Source organism: Janthinobacterium sp. GMG1, assembly GCF_034427795.1.
GTDB lineage: Bacteria > Pseudomonadota > Gammaproteobacteria > Burkholderiales > Burkholderiaceae_D > Janthinobacterium.
The window spans coordinates 331,697-346,236 of the sequence record NZ_JAXQNT010000004.1; the positions used below are offsets into that span (position 1 = coordinate 331,697).

At 65.1% G+C, this 14,540-nt stretch carries 16 protein-coding genes; 9 read left to right on the forward strand and 7 right to left on the reverse strand.

The features are described 5' to 3' along the window. Nucleotides 1-93 precede the first annotated feature (93 nt). The 4 genes from SJI03_RS13320 to SJI03_RS13335 are packed head-to-tail and all read right to left on the reverse strand — an operon-like array spanning nucleotide 94 to nucleotide 3,815. A complete protein-coding gene (locus SJI03_RS13320; RefSeq protein ID WP_322427483.1) occupies nucleotides 94-1,107 on the reverse strand; it encodes an SIS domain-containing protein in 1,014 nt (337 codons plus the stop codon). Continuing rightward, entirely contained in the window at nucleotides 1,097-2,209 is a 1,113-nt protein-coding gene (nagA, locus tag SJI03_RS13325) for an N-acetylglucosamine-6-phosphate deacetylase (RefSeq protein ID WP_322427484.1), read from the reverse strand. Before nagA ends, SJI03_RS13320 begins: the two co-directional genes overlap by 11 nt. After that, nucleotides 2,206-2,940, reverse strand: a complete 735-nt coding sequence (locus tag SJI03_RS13330) for a GntR family transcriptional regulator (RefSeq protein WP_070282815.1) — start codon at nucleotides 2,938-2,940, stop codon at nucleotides 2,206-2,208. Before SJI03_RS13330 ends, nagA begins: the two co-directional genes overlap by 4 nt. 2 nt (nucleotides 2,941-2,942) lie before the next feature. After that, the gene (locus SJI03_RS13335) at nucleotides 2,943-3,815 is read right to left on the reverse strand and encodes a BadF/BadG/BcrA/BcrD ATPase family protein (RefSeq protein WP_322427485.1); all 873 of its coding nucleotides are present in this window, start codon (nucleotides 3,813-3,815) and stop codon (nucleotides 2,943-2,945) included. Nucleotides 3,816-4,163: 348 nt separating this feature from the next. Between SJI03_RS13335 and SJI03_RS13340 the strand changes: the two genes are divergently transcribed. The 9 genes from SJI03_RS13340 to SJI03_RS13380 all read left to right on the forward strand — a co-directional run bounded on the left by SJI03_RS13340 (nucleotide 4,164) and on the right by SJI03_RS13380 (nucleotide 12,261). Next, nucleotides 4,164-4,451 (forward strand): hypothetical protein, encoded by a 288-nt coding sequence (locus SJI03_RS13340; RefSeq protein ID WP_099379441.1) that lies wholly within the window; start codon nucleotides 4,164-4,166, stop codon nucleotides 4,449-4,451. Nucleotides 4,452-4,681: 230 nt separating this feature from the next. Next, nucleotides 4,682-5,206 (forward strand): hypothetical protein, encoded by a 525-nt coding sequence (locus SJI03_RS13345; protein ID WP_322427486.1) that lies wholly within the window; start codon nucleotides 4,682-4,684, stop codon nucleotides 5,204-5,206. A gap of 51 nt (nucleotides 5,207-5,257) precedes the next feature. After that, a complete protein-coding gene (locus tag SJI03_RS13350) occupies nucleotides 5,258-6,892 on the forward strand; it encodes an AAA family ATPase (RefSeq protein WP_322427487.1) in 1,635 nt (544 codons plus the stop codon). A 1-nt stretch (nucleotide 6,893) separates the two neighbouring features. Beyond that, entirely contained in the window at nucleotides 6,894-7,589 is a 696-nt protein-coding gene (locus SJI03_RS13355) for a general secretion pathway protein GspB (protein ID WP_322427488.1), read from the forward strand. 100 nt (nucleotides 7,590-7,689) lie between these two features. Next, nucleotides 7,690-9,165, forward strand: coding sequence for an alkaline phosphatase family protein (locus SJI03_RS13360; RefSeq protein WP_322427489.1), 1,476 nt, complete (start codon nucleotides 7,690-7,692; stop codon nucleotides 9,163-9,165). A gap of 94 nt (nucleotides 9,166-9,259) precedes the next feature. After that, nucleotides 9,260-9,796 carry a molybdopterin-guanine dinucleotide biosynthesis protein B gene (gene mobB, locus SJI03_RS13365; RefSeq protein WP_219133216.1) on the forward strand — a complete coding sequence of 179 codons (537 nt, stop codon included), beginning with the start codon at nucleotides 9,260-9,262 and terminating at the stop codon, nucleotides 9,794-9,796. A gap of 57 nt (nucleotides 9,797-9,853) precedes the next feature. Continuing rightward, complete coding sequence (locus SJI03_RS13370) at nucleotides 9,854-10,054, forward strand: YjfB family protein (RefSeq protein ID WP_034781856.1); 201 nt, start codon at nucleotides 9,854-9,856, stop codon at nucleotides 10,052-10,054. A gap of 264 nt (nucleotides 10,055-10,318) precedes the next feature. After that, entirely contained in the window at nucleotides 10,319-10,621 is a 303-nt protein-coding gene (locus tag SJI03_RS13375) for a DUF2282 domain-containing protein (protein WP_099379435.1), read from the forward strand. Between the two features lie 17 nt (nucleotides 10,622-10,638). Then, nucleotides 10,639-12,261, forward strand: coding sequence for a DUF692 family multinuclear iron-containing protein (locus SJI03_RS13380; RefSeq protein ID WP_322427490.1), 1,623 nt, complete (start codon nucleotides 10,639-10,641; stop codon nucleotides 12,259-12,261). A 4-nt stretch (nucleotides 12,262-12,265) separates the two neighbouring features. On the opposite strand, the gene SJI03_RS13385 is transcribed toward SJI03_RS13380, so the two are convergent. The 3 genes from SJI03_RS13385 to fumC all read right to left on the reverse strand — a co-directional run bounded on the left by SJI03_RS13385 (nucleotide 12,266) and on the right by fumC (nucleotide 14,386). Continuing rightward, complete coding sequence (locus SJI03_RS13385) at nucleotides 12,266-12,550, reverse strand: hypothetical protein (protein WP_035825472.1); 285 nt, start codon at nucleotides 12,548-12,550, stop codon at nucleotides 12,266-12,268. 124 nt (nucleotides 12,551-12,674) lie between these two features. Further along, a complete protein-coding gene (locus SJI03_RS13390; protein WP_035825476.1) occupies nucleotides 12,675-12,896 on the reverse strand; it encodes an RNA-binding S4 domain-containing protein in 222 nt (73 codons plus the stop codon). Nucleotides 12,897-12,991: 95 nt separating this feature from the next. Beyond that, a complete protein-coding gene (fumC, locus tag SJI03_RS13395) occupies nucleotides 12,992-14,386 on the reverse strand; it encodes a class II fumarate hydratase (protein ID WP_322427492.1) in 1,395 nt (464 codons plus the stop codon). Nucleotides 14,387-14,540: the final 154 nt, after the last annotated feature.

Here is a 14,540-nt window from a genome sequence, read left to right on the forward strand (position 1 = left end):
GCGCGGGTACATGCCCTTGCCGTCGCTTATATTCGGGTGCTGCTGCCGGCAGCCACGCCCCGTGCCGGGCGCGGGACTGCCGGGTACTGCCTGTTAATTCGTCTTGGTGACCTTGCTCAGGTGACGCGGCGCATCCGGGTCCATGCCGCGCGCGGCAGACAGCTTGGCCGCCATCACGTAGAAGGACTGGATGGCGACGATCGGATCGAGATCCGGCGTGGCCGCCACGGGCAGGGTCAGGTCGCGTTCGGCCACGTTGGCGGGGGCCGCCAGCAAGACCTTGGCGCCGCGGCCGCGCATCTCTGTGGCCAGTTGCAGCAGGCCGGCCTGGGTCGGGCCGCGCGTTGCAAAGATCAGCAGCGGGTAGCCGTCTTCGATCAGGGCCATCGGACCGTGCTTGATTTCGGCGCCGCTGAACGCTTCCGCCTGCAGGGCCGAGGTTTCCTTGAATTTCAGTGCCGCTTCCAGCGCCACGGGGAAGCTGATGCCGCGTCCCACGACCATGATGTTGCGGGCCGGAGCCAGCACGTCGATGGCGGGCGACCAGTCGACGCGGGTCGCTTCGAGCAGCGCTTCGGGCAGCGCTTCCAGGCCCGCCTGCAGCTCGGGGTCGTTCTGCCACTGGGCCACCATGCGCGCGCCGGCGACCAGGCTGGTGATGAAGCTCTTGGTGGCGGCGACGCTTTGTTCCTTGCCGGCGCGCAGGGGCATGGCCCATTCGGCGGCGTGCGCCAGCGGCGAATCGATGTCGTTGACGAGGGCCACGGTGGTGGCACCGCCGTCGCGGAAGTAGCGGATCGGCTCGACCACGTCCGGGCTCTGGCCCGATTGCGAGATCGAGATGGCCAAGGTGTCGCGCGTCACCAGCGGCGACTTGTTCAGCGTCACCAGCGACATCGGCAGGGACGCGACGACGCGGCCCAGGCGCGCCATGATCAGGTAAGCGACGTAGTTGCAGGCGTGGTCCGAGCTGCCGCGCGCGATGGTCAGCGCGGTCGAGAACGAGGTGCTCCTCAATTTGCGGCCCAGTTCCGCGTAGCGTTCCGTGTCGCTGGCCAGTTGCAGGGCGACGCATTCGGCGGCGGAAATGGCTTCTTTAAGCATCATTGAGGTCACAGATTTCTCCTTCTATATACACAGCTTTGAGTTTGAGATCGCGATCGAGTACCACCAGATCGGCGTAAGTACCGGGGGCCAGCCGGCCACGTTCTTCCAGGCCCAGGTAATCGGCGGCGTTGGTCGACACGCGCTTGGACGCATCGGCCAGGTCCAGTCCCAGTCCCACCAGGTTGCGCAGCGCCTGGTCCAGGGTCAGGGTGCTGCCCGCCAGGGTGCCGTCGGGCAGGCGCACGCCGCCCATGCATTTCTGCACGGCGTGGCGGCCCAGCATGTATTCGCCGTCCGGCATGCCGGTGGCGGCGGTGGAATCGGTGACGCAGTACAGGCGCGGGATGGCGCGCAGGGCCACCTTGATGGCGCCCGGATGCACGTGCAGCAGGTCGGGGATCAGTTCCGCGTATTCGGCGTGCGCCAGGGCGGCGCCGACCATGCCCGGCTCGCGGTGGTGCAGGCCGCTCATGGCGTTGAACAGATGCGTGAAACCCATGGCGCCGTGTTCCAGCGCGGCCACGCCGTCTTCATAGGAGCCGAGCGTGTGGCCGATCTGCACGCGCACGCCGGCATCGGCCAGTGCGCGCACCAGGTCCAGGTGGCCGGCGATTTCCGGCGCCACGGTGATGACGCGCAGCTTGGCCAGCGTTTGCAGGCGCTCGATCTCTGCCAGGTTGGCGGCGCGCGCATAGTTGGGCTGCGCACCGAGCTTGCCGGCATTGATGTATGGGCCTTCCAGGTGGGCGCCCAGCACGCGCGCCGTGTTCGGGCGGCGGTTGTTGGCGGCGATGCCGATGGCCGTCAGGGCCATGTCGATATCTTCCGGCGGCGCCGTCATGGTGGTGGCCAGCAGGCTGGTGGTGCCGTGGCGCGCGTGGATGGCCGCGATGGTGTAGACGGCTTCACCGCCTTCCATGATGTCCTTGCCGGCGCCGCCATGCACGTGCAGGTCGATAAAGCCGGGCAAAATATAGTCGTCGCTGTTGTTCGACGGGTGGAGGGAATCGCCCGTGATGCTGTCGACCCGCTCGCCGAAGGCGATGGCGCCGTGGATCCAGCCGCCGGGGGTAAGGATATTGCCTTTGATAGTGCTGCTCATCTGCGCGACTCCGCTACGAATTCATAATAATCACTGCGGCAATACGAGTGGGTCAGTTCCACCGCTGCGCCGTTGTCGAGATAACTGACACGGGTGATGTGCAGCATGGCTTCACCCGTCTTGATATTGGCCAGCTTGGCCTGTTCCGCCGTCGCGTTGACGGCGCGGATATGCTGCAGCGCGCGCATCGGGATGGTGCCGCGCGACTCCAGGTAGCCGTACAGCGAATCGGTGACCTGCTGCGGATCCGGCATGTACAGGGCGGGGATGGTGGTCGTTTCGATCGCCATCACCACTTCGTCGGCCGTGCGCAGGCGGCGCAGGCGCGCCACCGGCATGTGCGGCGACAGGCCCAGCGACAGCAATTCCAGCGGCGCGGCCGCGCCGATGTCGCGCTGCAGCCAGCGCGAGCCGGCCGTAAAGCCACGTTGGCGCAATTCTTCCGAAAAGCTCGTCAGGCGCGACAGCGGCTGTTCCAGCTTCGGCGTGATGTAGGTGCCCGAGCCGCGCTTGCGCGTCAGCATGCCCCGGTCGCACAGCATGTCGATGGCCTTGCGCGCCGTGACGCGCGAGATTTCCAGGATGTCCGACAGCACGCGCTCGGAAGGCAAGGCCTGGTTGGCGCGCCAGTCGCCGCTGGCGATGCCGTCCGACAGCATGTTCGCCAGCTGCATGTAGAGCGGCGTGTCGCTGGCCGGATTGGGTTTGAAGGCGGACAGTTTGGCCAGCATGGTCATTGCTCCTGCAAGTGCTTGCGTATCAGGCGCAGACCGCCTGCGGCCGAGTCGCCCTGTGCCGGCACGACCAGTTTTAACAGTTCCTCCGGCAGGTAGCCCGACAAGGGCGCGGCCAGGCCGCCGCACAGGGCCACGGGCAAGGCGCCTGCCGGGTCGAGCGCCCTGGCGATGAGGGCGATCTGCTGGCCCGCAGCCGTCAGGATGCTGCGCGCCACGCCATTGCTGGCCGCGTGTTCGAGCACCAGGCGCGCCAGTTGCGCGAAATTGGTCTGGCTGGCGGCCGCCAGCCACACTTGCATGGCGTCGCGCTGGCCGCCGCAGGCATCGATGATGGCCGTGGCGAAGGCGCTGCCGGGCACGCGCCCGTCAACCACTTGCTGCGCGTGGTTGATGGCGCGCATGCCGATCCAGGCGCCGCCCGCTTCGTCACCGGAGGGGAAGCCCCAGCCGCCCACTTCATGGCGGCTGCCGTCCGCGTGCAGCACTTCGCCCACGCTGCCCGTGCCGATGGCCACGATGGCGCCCGGCTGGCCCGCATGCGCGCCCAGCAGGGTGGTCAGGGCGTCCGATTCGAGCGCCACCAAGGCATAGCCGGGATTGTGTTCGACGAAGCTGGCGGCCCACTGCTTGTTGTGCACGCCGGCCAGGCCCAGGCCGATGGCCATGCGCTGCAACGATGGCTGTTCCAGTCCGGCGGCGCGGAAGGCCAGGGTGACGGCGTGCGCCACGGAGGTCCAGGCCCGTTCGATGCCCAGTCCCAGGCCGGATGGGCCGCTTTGTCCCTGCGCCAGTTCCTCGCCATCGAGGCGCGCCAGGCGTACGCGGGTTCCGCTGCCCCCGCCGTCGACGCCGATTATGTATTCGATCATGTTGTGCAGTCCCGCGTTTGGTTGAATGCGCCTGTCTCGGTTCTTTTATTTGTCGGGCGGCGAAAAAGCTGAAGGCACTATATTGTCGCCCAGATGGCTTGTCAACAGGTATTTAAGTGGTATTAACAAATGCGTTGCGCGATGCCGTGCCATGCCCGAGGGTGTGATTGCAAGTTGTTGTTAATAAAAGGATTTTTATGTGGGGCGAATGGTATTGAAATTGGCCTTGTTTAATGCCAATTTTTTCGGACTGGTCTGCGCCGCGCGCTGTGGTGTTGCTTGTGTGCATGCTTGGCAAGGGGCGCCATGAAGAGTAAAGTCCGCCTTTTACACCTGAGTTGGAAGAGCATGATGAACGACAAGGCAGCAAAGAGCGAGTACTGGGACGACTGGCAGCAAGAGGCGCTGGCCGCCGGCGTGTCGGCGCCGCTGGCTAAGCTGGGCATGGAAATGATGCGCACGCACCGCAAGAACCGCTGGCCGAAGGATTTCCTGGGCCGCGAAAGCGATGGTCCGGTCATGATCGAAATGTGCCTGGAAGACGAGGCCGAAACGGAATTGTTCTTTATCGAGAACCTGTATCCCTACGATACGGAGCTGATCGAAAAGACGCGCCGCCGCCTGTGCCTGCACTGAGTGTGCGCTGACGCGTGACTGGAACGGCCGCCCTGTGCGGCCGTTTTGCTTTTCGGGTGGCATTTTCATGGGGGAGTGTCATAATGGCCCAGGCATTTTCGCCCAGGTATGGAGTAGATAATGAGCAAGGCACAGGACAGCAAGAAGGAAGCCAAGAAGGAACCGGCCAAGACCATGAAGGAAAAGAAGGAAGCCAAGAAGGTCAAGAAAGAAGAGCGCAAGCGCTGATCATGCGCCTGCGTCGCTTACTGTCGCGCCCGTGGCGTGCGCCGGCCCTGCTGGCGGCGTTCGCCCTGCTGGCCCTGGGTACGCCCATGTCCGGCGTGCTGGCGCAGCAAAAGCCGCCGCCGTCCACGTTCGGGCAAGTGGTGGGCAATGCCGTGCTGTGCATCGACCAGATCGACAACAAGGCCTTTTATGCCTATCTGCTGACGGCTTTCGGCCCCGCCTACAAGCATGAAGGGGGCGCCTACTGGTTCCGCACGGACGCCACCTTGTGGGGCGCGCCGATTACCGACGTCATCGTCAGCGACGACACCAGTCCCCTCGTCTTCATGGGCGTGGTGGCGGACTCGACACCGGAAAAGCTGGAGCCGGCCATCCGCGGCGTGTCGGGCCTGCGTTTCAATAAACTCGACAATTCCGCCTTTCCTGTCCGTGGTTCCGTGCCTGGCAGTAAAATCGTCTACTTTCGCAGCAAGGCGAAAGTGTATTGCGCCAAATACAAGCCGTTGCCGCCCGCCCGCACCCGATGAGGGGTTCGGCTTGCCGCCGCGCATTTTGATCGTTTCATCCGCAGGGTCTCCATGTACACGCATTATTTCCAGCTCAAGCAATCGCCGTTCTCGATCGCCCCCGATCCGCGCTACCTGTTCATGAGCGAACGCCACCGCGAAGCGCTGGCGCATTTGCTGTATGGCGTGGGCAGCGGCGGCGGCTTCGTGCTGCTGACGGGGGAAATCGGCGCCGGCAAGACCACCGTGTGCCGCTGCTTCATGGAGCAGATTCCGGAAAACTGCCAGCTCGCGTATATCTTCAATCCGAAACTGTCCGTCGAGGAATTGCTGCTGTCGATCTGCGAGGAGTTCCGCATCGCCCTGGCGCCCGGCGTGGTCAGCGTGAAAGGCTATGTCGACGCCATCAATGCGCACTTGCTGTCCAGCCATGCGCAGGGCAAGAACAATGTGCTGATCATTGACGAAGCGCAAAACCTGTCCGCCGCCGTGCTGGAGCAATTGCGCTTGCTGACCAACCTGGAGACGAGCGAACGCAAGTTGCTGCAGATCATCCTCATCGGCCAGCCGGAATTGCGCGCCATGCTGGCCCGGCCCGAGCTGGAGCAGCTGGCGCAGCGCGTGATCGCCCGTTATCACCTCGGTTCGCTGACGGCGGACGAGACGGCCAGCTATATCCGCCACCGCCTGGCCGTGGCGGGCAGCACGGCGCAGACACCGTTCGCGCCCCGTTTGATGGCGCATATCCATGCCTTGAGCAAGGGAGTGCCGCGCCGCATCAACCTGTTGTGCGACCGCGCGCTGCTGGGCGCCTACGTGGAAAACCAGCCGCAGGTGACGCGCCAGATCCTGCGCCGCGCCGCCGAGGAAGTGTTTGCGGAAGAGGGCACGCCGGTTGCCGGACGGGGCCTGCGCTGGCCGCACGTGGCCGGTGGCGTGCTGGCCGGCGCGCTGGTCACGGCCGCGCTGGCCTGGCATTTCATGCCGTCCCCGTCCGCCGTGCCTGCTGTACCTGTCTTGGCCGCCTCCGTGCCGGCCGCCTCCGCCGTGGTGGCTGCCGCCGCATCCGTGCCCGCACCGGTCAGCGTGCCGGACCGCAACGCCGTGCTGCGCCAGCTGGCCGCCCTGTGGGGCGAGCAGTTGCCGGCCGGCGACGCTTGCCAGGCGGGCGCCCGCGCCGGCCTGCGCTGCCTGCACAGCCGGGGCGGCATCGCCGAGCTGCGCGTGCTGGACCGTCCCGCCCTGCTGACCCTGCGCGACGGGGAGGGGCGGGAACAGCTGGCGCTGCTGACGCGCTTGCAGGACGAAATGGCCACCTTGATGCTGGACGGCAAGCAGCAAAGCCTGCCGCTGGCCCAGCTGGCGCAGCGCAGCGATGGCGGTTTCACGACCTTCTGGCGGGCCCCGCGCAGCTGGCGCGACGAGGTGCCGCTGGGCGCACGCGGCGCCGACGTGGACTGGCTGGCGCAGCGCCTGGCGCAACAGCGGGGCTTGCCTGCGCCGGCCGCCAATCTGCCGCTTGATGCCGAGATGCAAGGCCAGCTGCGGGCTTTCCAGCAAAGCCAGAACCTGCGGGCCGATGGCCTGGCGGGCCCGAAAACGTACATACGCCTGATGCAGCTGGGCGATAACACGGAGCCGCGCCTGAGCAGCGCAGCTCCTGCCGTGGCGGCGCCCGCTGCGACGGCGATGGTGGCGGGGAAATAAGATGTCCTACATACTTGAAGCACTGAAAAAATCGCAAGCCGAGCGCCAGCTGGGCGAGCTGCCGTCGATCCACGCACCGCAAGTGCAGCTGCATGATGCCGCCGCGTCCGGCGCGTCGCGGCGCGCCCCCGTCTGGCTGGCGCTGGGCGGCGTGACGGTAGTCGTGGCGGCCGCATTGCTGCTGTGGCAGCCTTGGCAGGCTGCGGCCACGGCACCTGCGGCGATTGCTGTCGTTCCAGCCGTGCTGGCCCAGGCTGTGCCCGCGCCGATGCCAGCAGCTGCACCACCGGCGGCCCCCGCACCTGCGCCGCATCCTGTTGCGCAAGTCACGCCCGTGCCGCCGGCGGCCACCGCCGCGCCCGTGCACCATGCCAGGCCCGTGCCGGAACCGAAGCAGGAGTCGCCCGGTCAGGCCGCGCCGTCTGTCCCCGCTCCGGCTCCTGCCGTACCTGCGCCTGCAGCGGAAGAGAGCGTGCCCGGCATGCGCGACTTGCCCGAGCCGATACAGCGGCAAATCCCCGCGGTCGCCATCGGCGGCTATATCTATTCGAAGAATCCGGCCGACCGACTGCTGCTGATCGACAAGGTCTTGCGCCACGAAGGCGAGGAGCTGGCGCCCGGCCTGGTACTGGAAAAGTTGCAGCCGAAAGCGGCTATCTTCAGTTTCAAGGGCTACCGCTACCGCGTGCCGTATTGAGTTGTTGCGTATCAAGGTCATGCCGCCATAGCTGAACCATACTGGCGGGGCCTGGTCGAACCAGGGTCGCTGCGACCGTGTGCGCGGCCGGGGAGGTCCGATGATTGCTGCCGCTGCTGCTGGCGAGGGTGTGCTTGATGCGCATGGCTTGGGGAACCTGGCGCGCATCGACCATATCGTCGTGCTGATGATGGAAAACCGCTCGTTCGACCACATGCTTGGCTACCTGAGCCTGGAAGGCGGGCGCGCCGACATCGACGGCTTGCAGGCCAGCCATGCCAACGTGCATGCGGGCGTCAGTTACCCCGTGCACCATTTGCGGCGCACGGCCTTTGGCCCGCAGCAAGACCCGTCGCATACGGGCATGTCGGTGGCGCAGCAATTGCAAAACAATAACGGCGGCTTCATCGACGACTATGCGCAAACGCATCCGGGCGACCCCGACATCGACCTGGTGATGGGCTACTACAATGGGGCCGACTTGCCCATGTATGATTTCCTGGCGCGGGAGTTCTGTGTCTGCGACCGCTGCTACAGCTCCGTGCCGGGCGCCACCTGGCCCAACCGCCTGTATGCCATCAGCGGCAAGGCGGCCGGCAGCAAGGATAGCAAGCGCGTGCCCCTGTATGCGAACAAATCGTTCGTGCGCCACCTCGAGCGTGCCCAGGTGAGCTGGAAATTTTATTCCGCCTGGAAGCCCTGGAGCCTGGCGCTGACGGACGACCATTACCGTTCGTCGGAAATGTACGAACCGTTCGGCTCCAGCGCCCGCCGCTATGGCTTCATCGGCGATGCGCTGGCGGGCGCCTTGCCCTCCGTCAGCTGGATCGATCCGCATTTCTTTGACAATGACGACCACCCGCCGGCCGATATTCGCGCCGGCCAGGCGCTGGTGGCGCAGGTTTACCTGGCCCTGTCGCGCGGCCCGGCCTGGGCGCGCACCTTGCTCATCCTCAGCTATGACGAACACGGCGGCTTTTTCGACCATGTGCCGCCGCCCGCCGCTGTGGACGACGACCCCGCGTTTCGCCGCTACGGCGTGCGCGTGCCCATGCTGCTGGTGTCGCCGCTGATCGCGCCGGGCAGCGTCAGCCACGAGGTGGTCGATCACACGTCGATCATCAAAACCATACTGCAGCGCTTTTGCCGCGCCGCCGATGGCGCCTTGCCCCAGATGGGCGCGCGCGTGGCGGCCGCCAGCGGCCTGGGCGCCGTGCTGACCCTGGCGCAAGCGCGCGCGGCGCCCGCCGTGCCCGCTGCTGTGCTGGCGCAGCGGGCCGCATGGGAGGCGGAGGTGCGGGCGCAGGATTTTTCCCCGCTGGCGTCCGCCTGCCCGCCCGATGGCGAGCTGGCCGCCGCTGCTGCCATCCCTTTCCAGTCCGATGCGGAGGCGGGCGCGATCGCCGCGCACCGGCAAGTGGCGCGTAGGGCCAGGAATGCGCAGGCGGTGAATAATAAAACGGCGAATAAAACCGCGGGAACGACAGCGCCGAAGTCCACAGGCCGGCGCCGGCGGCAGGGCGCCAAGCCGGCGCCCTTTGGTGACCGGAATGGGGGAAAACCCGGCAGCGCTTGACTTGGGTGATGAGCTGGGCAATGTGCGGCGCTGCGCCAGGCGGTCGCGCCCGTGGGGCTGCGTATAATCATTCCTTCTCAATCAAGGAGTGACCATGCACGATGCGATGCCCGCACACCCGGTACTCGGTGTGATCGGCCGTTCCGGTAGCGGCAAGACGACCCTGCTGGAATTTGTGGTGAAGGAACTGGCGGCGCGCGGCTTGCGCGTCAACCTGGTCAAGCACAGCCACCATGACCTGGCGCTGGAACCGCCGCAAAAAGACAGCGCCCGCCTGCGCCTGGCCGGGGCGGCGGAAGTGCTGGTGGCGTCGCCGTACCGTTTTGCCATCGTGCATGAGCTGCGCGGGGCGCCGGAACCGAGCCTGGCGCAGCAATTGTCCCGCATGGGGCCGGCAGACCTGACCCTAGTCGAAGGTTTCAAGACGGACCCCATCCCCAAGCTGGAAGTGTTCCGCCCGGAAGTGGGGCAGGCACCCCTGTATCCGCATGACCCGCATGTGATCGCCGTGGCGTCCGACAGCCCGGCGCCGGCCGATTTGCGCGAGGGCGTGCAATGGCTGGACTTGAATGCGCGCGAGCACGTGCTGGCCTGGCTGCTGCTGCAGTTGGAAAATAAGCTGGAAAAATAAGTTAAAGGTTTGCCGGCGGCATCCGTTAACAAGGGTAGAACCTCATTGGAGAAACGTATGGACGTCGGAAGCATTGCTCAACTGTCAACCACGATGGCGGAGACAGGCACGCGGCAAGCCGTCGGCTTGACTGTCCTGAAAAAAGCCCAGGATATCCAAAGCTCGACTGCCACGGCCTTGCTGGCGGCGTTGCCACCGGTACAGTCGGCACCCAGCCTGCCGGCTCACCTCGGCAACCGCATCAACACGACCGCCTGAGCGCAGTCCCGCGGCGCCAGCCTGGCGCTCGCACTACTTACGCCCACACCACCGTCATCGACGGTGGCAAGTGGGCGTTTTTGTCTGCCTTTTTGCTTCCTTTTCGCCTTCCTTCCCTCCTGTGCCAAGTTGATTAATTGACCATGGTTCGCCATGGCGCGGCCGATTCAGTAAAATGATGCCCATGACCTCGCGTTGCCCATGGCGCAGCATGGGGCGTGCCGTGACTTATCGATTACTTTGACCCAAGCAAGAGGAATCACCATGAACAAACGCCAAGCTCTCATCGCCGCCGCCCTCGCGGGCCTTTGCGCCGGCACTACCATCAACGCGGCCGCGCACGATGGTCCCGCCCCTGGCGACAAGGAAAAATGCTATGGCGTGGCCAAGGCAGGGCAGAACGATTGCGCTTCGTCCGATGGCGCGCATTCCTGCGCAGGCCAGGCGGAGGCGGATAACCTGCCGACCGAATGGACTTATGTTGCCAAGGGCACGTGCGAGCAGGCGGGCGGCTCCGTCAAGCCCATCAAGGCCGGCAAGGCTGCAAAACCGGCCACGCAGCCCTAAGCGTCCGCCGCCTGCCCATGCCGCCGCCCATCCAGGCGCTTGCCGGCATCGGCCTGCGCGCCGCGCACTACCGCGACTTCCTGGCGCGCCGTCCCAAGGTGGGCTGGCTGGAAGTGCACACTGAAAATTATCTGCAGTCGTCGGGCTGGGATAGCCATGTGCTGCAAGCCCTGCGCCAGGATTACCCTATCAGCCTGCATGGCGTGGGCCTGGGCCTGGGTTCCGCGCGCGGCTTTTCCGAAGCCCATTTGCAGCGCGTGCGCGCCGTGGCCGAGCGCATCGAGCCGGCCCTCGTGTCGGAACACCTGAGCTGGGGCGCCGTGGCGCAGCAGCAACTCAATGATCTGTTGCCGCTGGCCTTGAATGGCGCCGCCCTGGATTTGCTGTGCGCAAGAGTCGGGAGGGTGCAGGATGTGCTGAAAAGGCCGATCTTGCTGGAAAATGTCTCCACTTACTTGCGTTTTGCCGACGATGCCATGAGCGAGGCGCAATTCCTGGCGGAGCTGGCGCGCCGCAGCGGCTGTGGCCTGCTGCTCGATATCAATAATCTGTATGTGAACCAGTGCAACCACGGCGAAGACGCCTTGACGGCCATGCAGTCCATTGCACCGGGCAGCGTGGGCGAGCTGCACCTGGGTGGCCACCTGCAGACGCCGCATGCCGTGATCGACCACCATGGCGCCGCCGTGGCCGAGCCCGTCTGGGATTTATATGCGGCCGCCTTGCAGCGCTTTGGCGCCATGCCTACCCTGGTCGAATGGGATACGGATTTGCCCACCCTCGATATCCTTCTGGGCGAAGCGGACAAGGCGCAAGCCATGCTGGCGCGCCATGCGCCGCAAGCGCCATGGCAGGGAGCGATGCTGCCGTCCCCGCCGCCGCCCGTGTCGTTTGACGCGCTGGCGGCCGGCCAGCAAGCATTTGCCACGGCCTTGCTGGATGCTGAGGCCACATTGCCAGCGTTCGCGGGAGAATCGGTGCCGCAGCATTTTTCACTGTACCGCGGCAATGCGAGTGCCACCTGGCGCCGCACCCTGGGCTACGCCTATCCCGTCGTGCTGGCGCTGGTGGGCGAGGCATTCTTTGCTGGCCTGGCGCGCGCGTATGGCCGCCAGTATCCGTCCGATAGCGCTGATTTGAATGAGTTTGGCGCCCGTTTCGCCGATTTTCTGACCAGTTTTCCGCCTGTGGCCGACTTGCCGTATCTGCCGGACATGGCGCGCCTGGAATGGGCCGTGCACCTGGCGCATTACGCGGCCGATGCGCAGGGCCTGGCCCCCGAGTCGCTGGCCGCCCTGCATCCCGATCAGCTGGAAGCGCGGCGTTTCCGCTTGCATCCCGCTTGCGCCTTGCTGGCGTCCAGCTGGCAAGTGGCGGCCCTGTGGCAGGCGCATCAGGAAGGTGAGGGGCAGGGGATGTTTCCGCAGGAGTTGCAGGTGGCCAGCCATGCGCTGGCATGCAGGACGCGCTGGAAGACGCAGGTGCTCGTACTGGATGCGGCCGCGCATGCGGCCTTGGTCATGTTGCAGCAGGGCCAGACGTTTGGCGCCGCGCTCGATGCGGCGTTCGAGCTGGATCCGGCATTCGACCTGGCCGCCCACTTGCGTCAGTGGCTGGCGCATGCGGTGTTGACGGCGTGACAGTTTACTCGAAGGCCCGCAGCAGGCGCGCTTCGCCCGTCTGATCGCGGTACAGGGCATTCGCGGCCAGGGTGGCATCCATCATGCGCGTGACTTGCTCTTCTTCAAAGCGGGCCAGCTCGGCCGTGGCCGCGACGAGGGCCAGTTCCAGCCTGGCGCGCGCGCTCTGGTACAGGCTGCTGGTGTATTTGTCTGTGTTACGCAGCAATTCTTCCGCGTTTTCTATTACCTGGCGCAAGTCGCCGATCAGGCGTTCCTGGCTGCGCGTACCTTGTTCGGGCTGGTCCATGGCGCTCCCCTTCTGCAATCGATATTTATCTGACAATAACGACATGTTGCAGCTTGATCCAGGCAGCCGGCTGGCAGCGGTGCTGGCTGGACGCATGGGGCCGCTTTCGCGCCCCATGCCGGCATCACACGGGAGCGACGACCGTGATACGGATATCGCCCACGCTGACGACCTGGCCGGCGCGGATCTTGGCGGTCTTGCGCAATTCCTTCTTGCCATCGACCTTCACCACGCCGCTATCGACCATGACCTTGCCTGCGCCACCGCTGTCGCACAGGCCGACCAGCTTCAACAGCTGGTTCAGCTCGACGAACTCGGATGTTAAATCAAAGCTTACTTTTTGCATTGTATCCCTTATTGCAATGATGTGTTTTCAACACTTGATGACGACCTCAACTAACTCATAGTTTACCTGAAGCCGCCAGCAATGCAGGGTGGAAGTCAGCTTTTGTTGGGCCGCGTCATCTCCATGGGCACGATCCACGCACCGAATTGCTCTTCCGTCACAAAGCCCAGGGCCAGCGCCGCTTCCTTCAAGGTCGTGCCTTCGTGCTGGGCCTGCTTGGCGATTTGCGCCGCCTTGTCGTAGCCGATGTGCGGCGCCAGCGCCGTGACCAGCATCAAGGAACGCTCCATCAGGTCGGCGATGCGACCACGGTTCGGTTCGATGCCGTGCGCGCAATGCTCGTCGAAGCTGCGCATGCCGTCGCCCAGCAGGCGCGCGCTTTGCAGGAAGTTGTGTGCAATCAATGGCTTGAAGACGTTCAGCTCGAAATTGCCCGAGGCGCCGCCCACCGTGATGGCGACGTCATTGCCGAACACCTGGCAGCACAGCATGGTCAGCGCTTCGCACTGGGTAGGATTGACCTTGCCCGGCATGATGGAGCTGCCCGGCTCGTTTTCGGGGATGGTGATCTCACCGAGGCCGGAACGGGGGCCGGACGCCATCCAGCGCACGTCGTTGGCGATTTTCATCAGCGCCGTGGCCAGGGTTTTCAGCGCGCCATGGGCGGCCACCAGCGCATCGTGGGCGGCCAGGGCGGCAAACTTGTTGCTGGCTGTCTCAAACGGCTGGCCCGTCAGGCGTGCCAGTTCCGCGGCGATGCGGTCCGCAAATTCCACGTGGGCATTCAAACCCGTACCGACGGCCGTGCCGCCGGCGGCCAGTTGCAGCAGCGGCGGCAACGATGCGGTGATGATGTGTTCGGCAAAGTCCAGCTGTGCCACGTAGCCGGAAAATTCCTGGCCCAGGGTCAACGGCGTCGCATCCTGCAAATGGGTGCGGCCGATCTTGACGATATCGGCAAATTCCGTGGCTTTCGCATCGAGCGTGGCGCGCAGCTGGCGCAGCGGCGGCAAGACCGTGTTGGCGACGGCCAGGGCGGCGGCCACGTGTATGGCGGTGGGAAAGATATCGTTCGAGGACTGGCCCAGGTTGACGTCGTCGTTCGGGTGCAGCAGGCGCTCGGCGCCCCGCAAGCCGCCGATCAGCTCGGAACCGCGGTTGGCCAGCACTTCGTTCATGTTCATATTGCTTTGCGTGCCAGAACCCGTCTGCCAGACGGCCAGCGGGAATTCTTCGGCGTGCTTGCCGGCCAGCACTTCGTCGGCGGCCTGCGTGATGGCAACGGCCTTCTTGCCGTCTAGTAAGCCCAAGTCCAGGTTGACGTGGGCGGCCGCGCGCTTGACGGTGGCCAGGGCGGCGATCAGTTCGGGCGGCATCTTTTCCGTGGAGATATGGAAGTGCTCAAGCGAGCGCTGCGTTTGCGCTCCCCACAGCCGGTCGGTGGGTACGTCGATCGGGCCGAAACTGTCGCGTTCGATTCTGCTACTCATGACATCCCTTTCATCGATAGAGGTGGATCGAGTGTACTCCAGGCGCAAAAAAGGCACAGGATGATGCTGTATTGCATCATTTTTGCCGTAGCCCATCTATATTTTTGCGATTTCCTGCCGTTAAAGACAGGCGAGTTCCCCTTATTTATCTTGT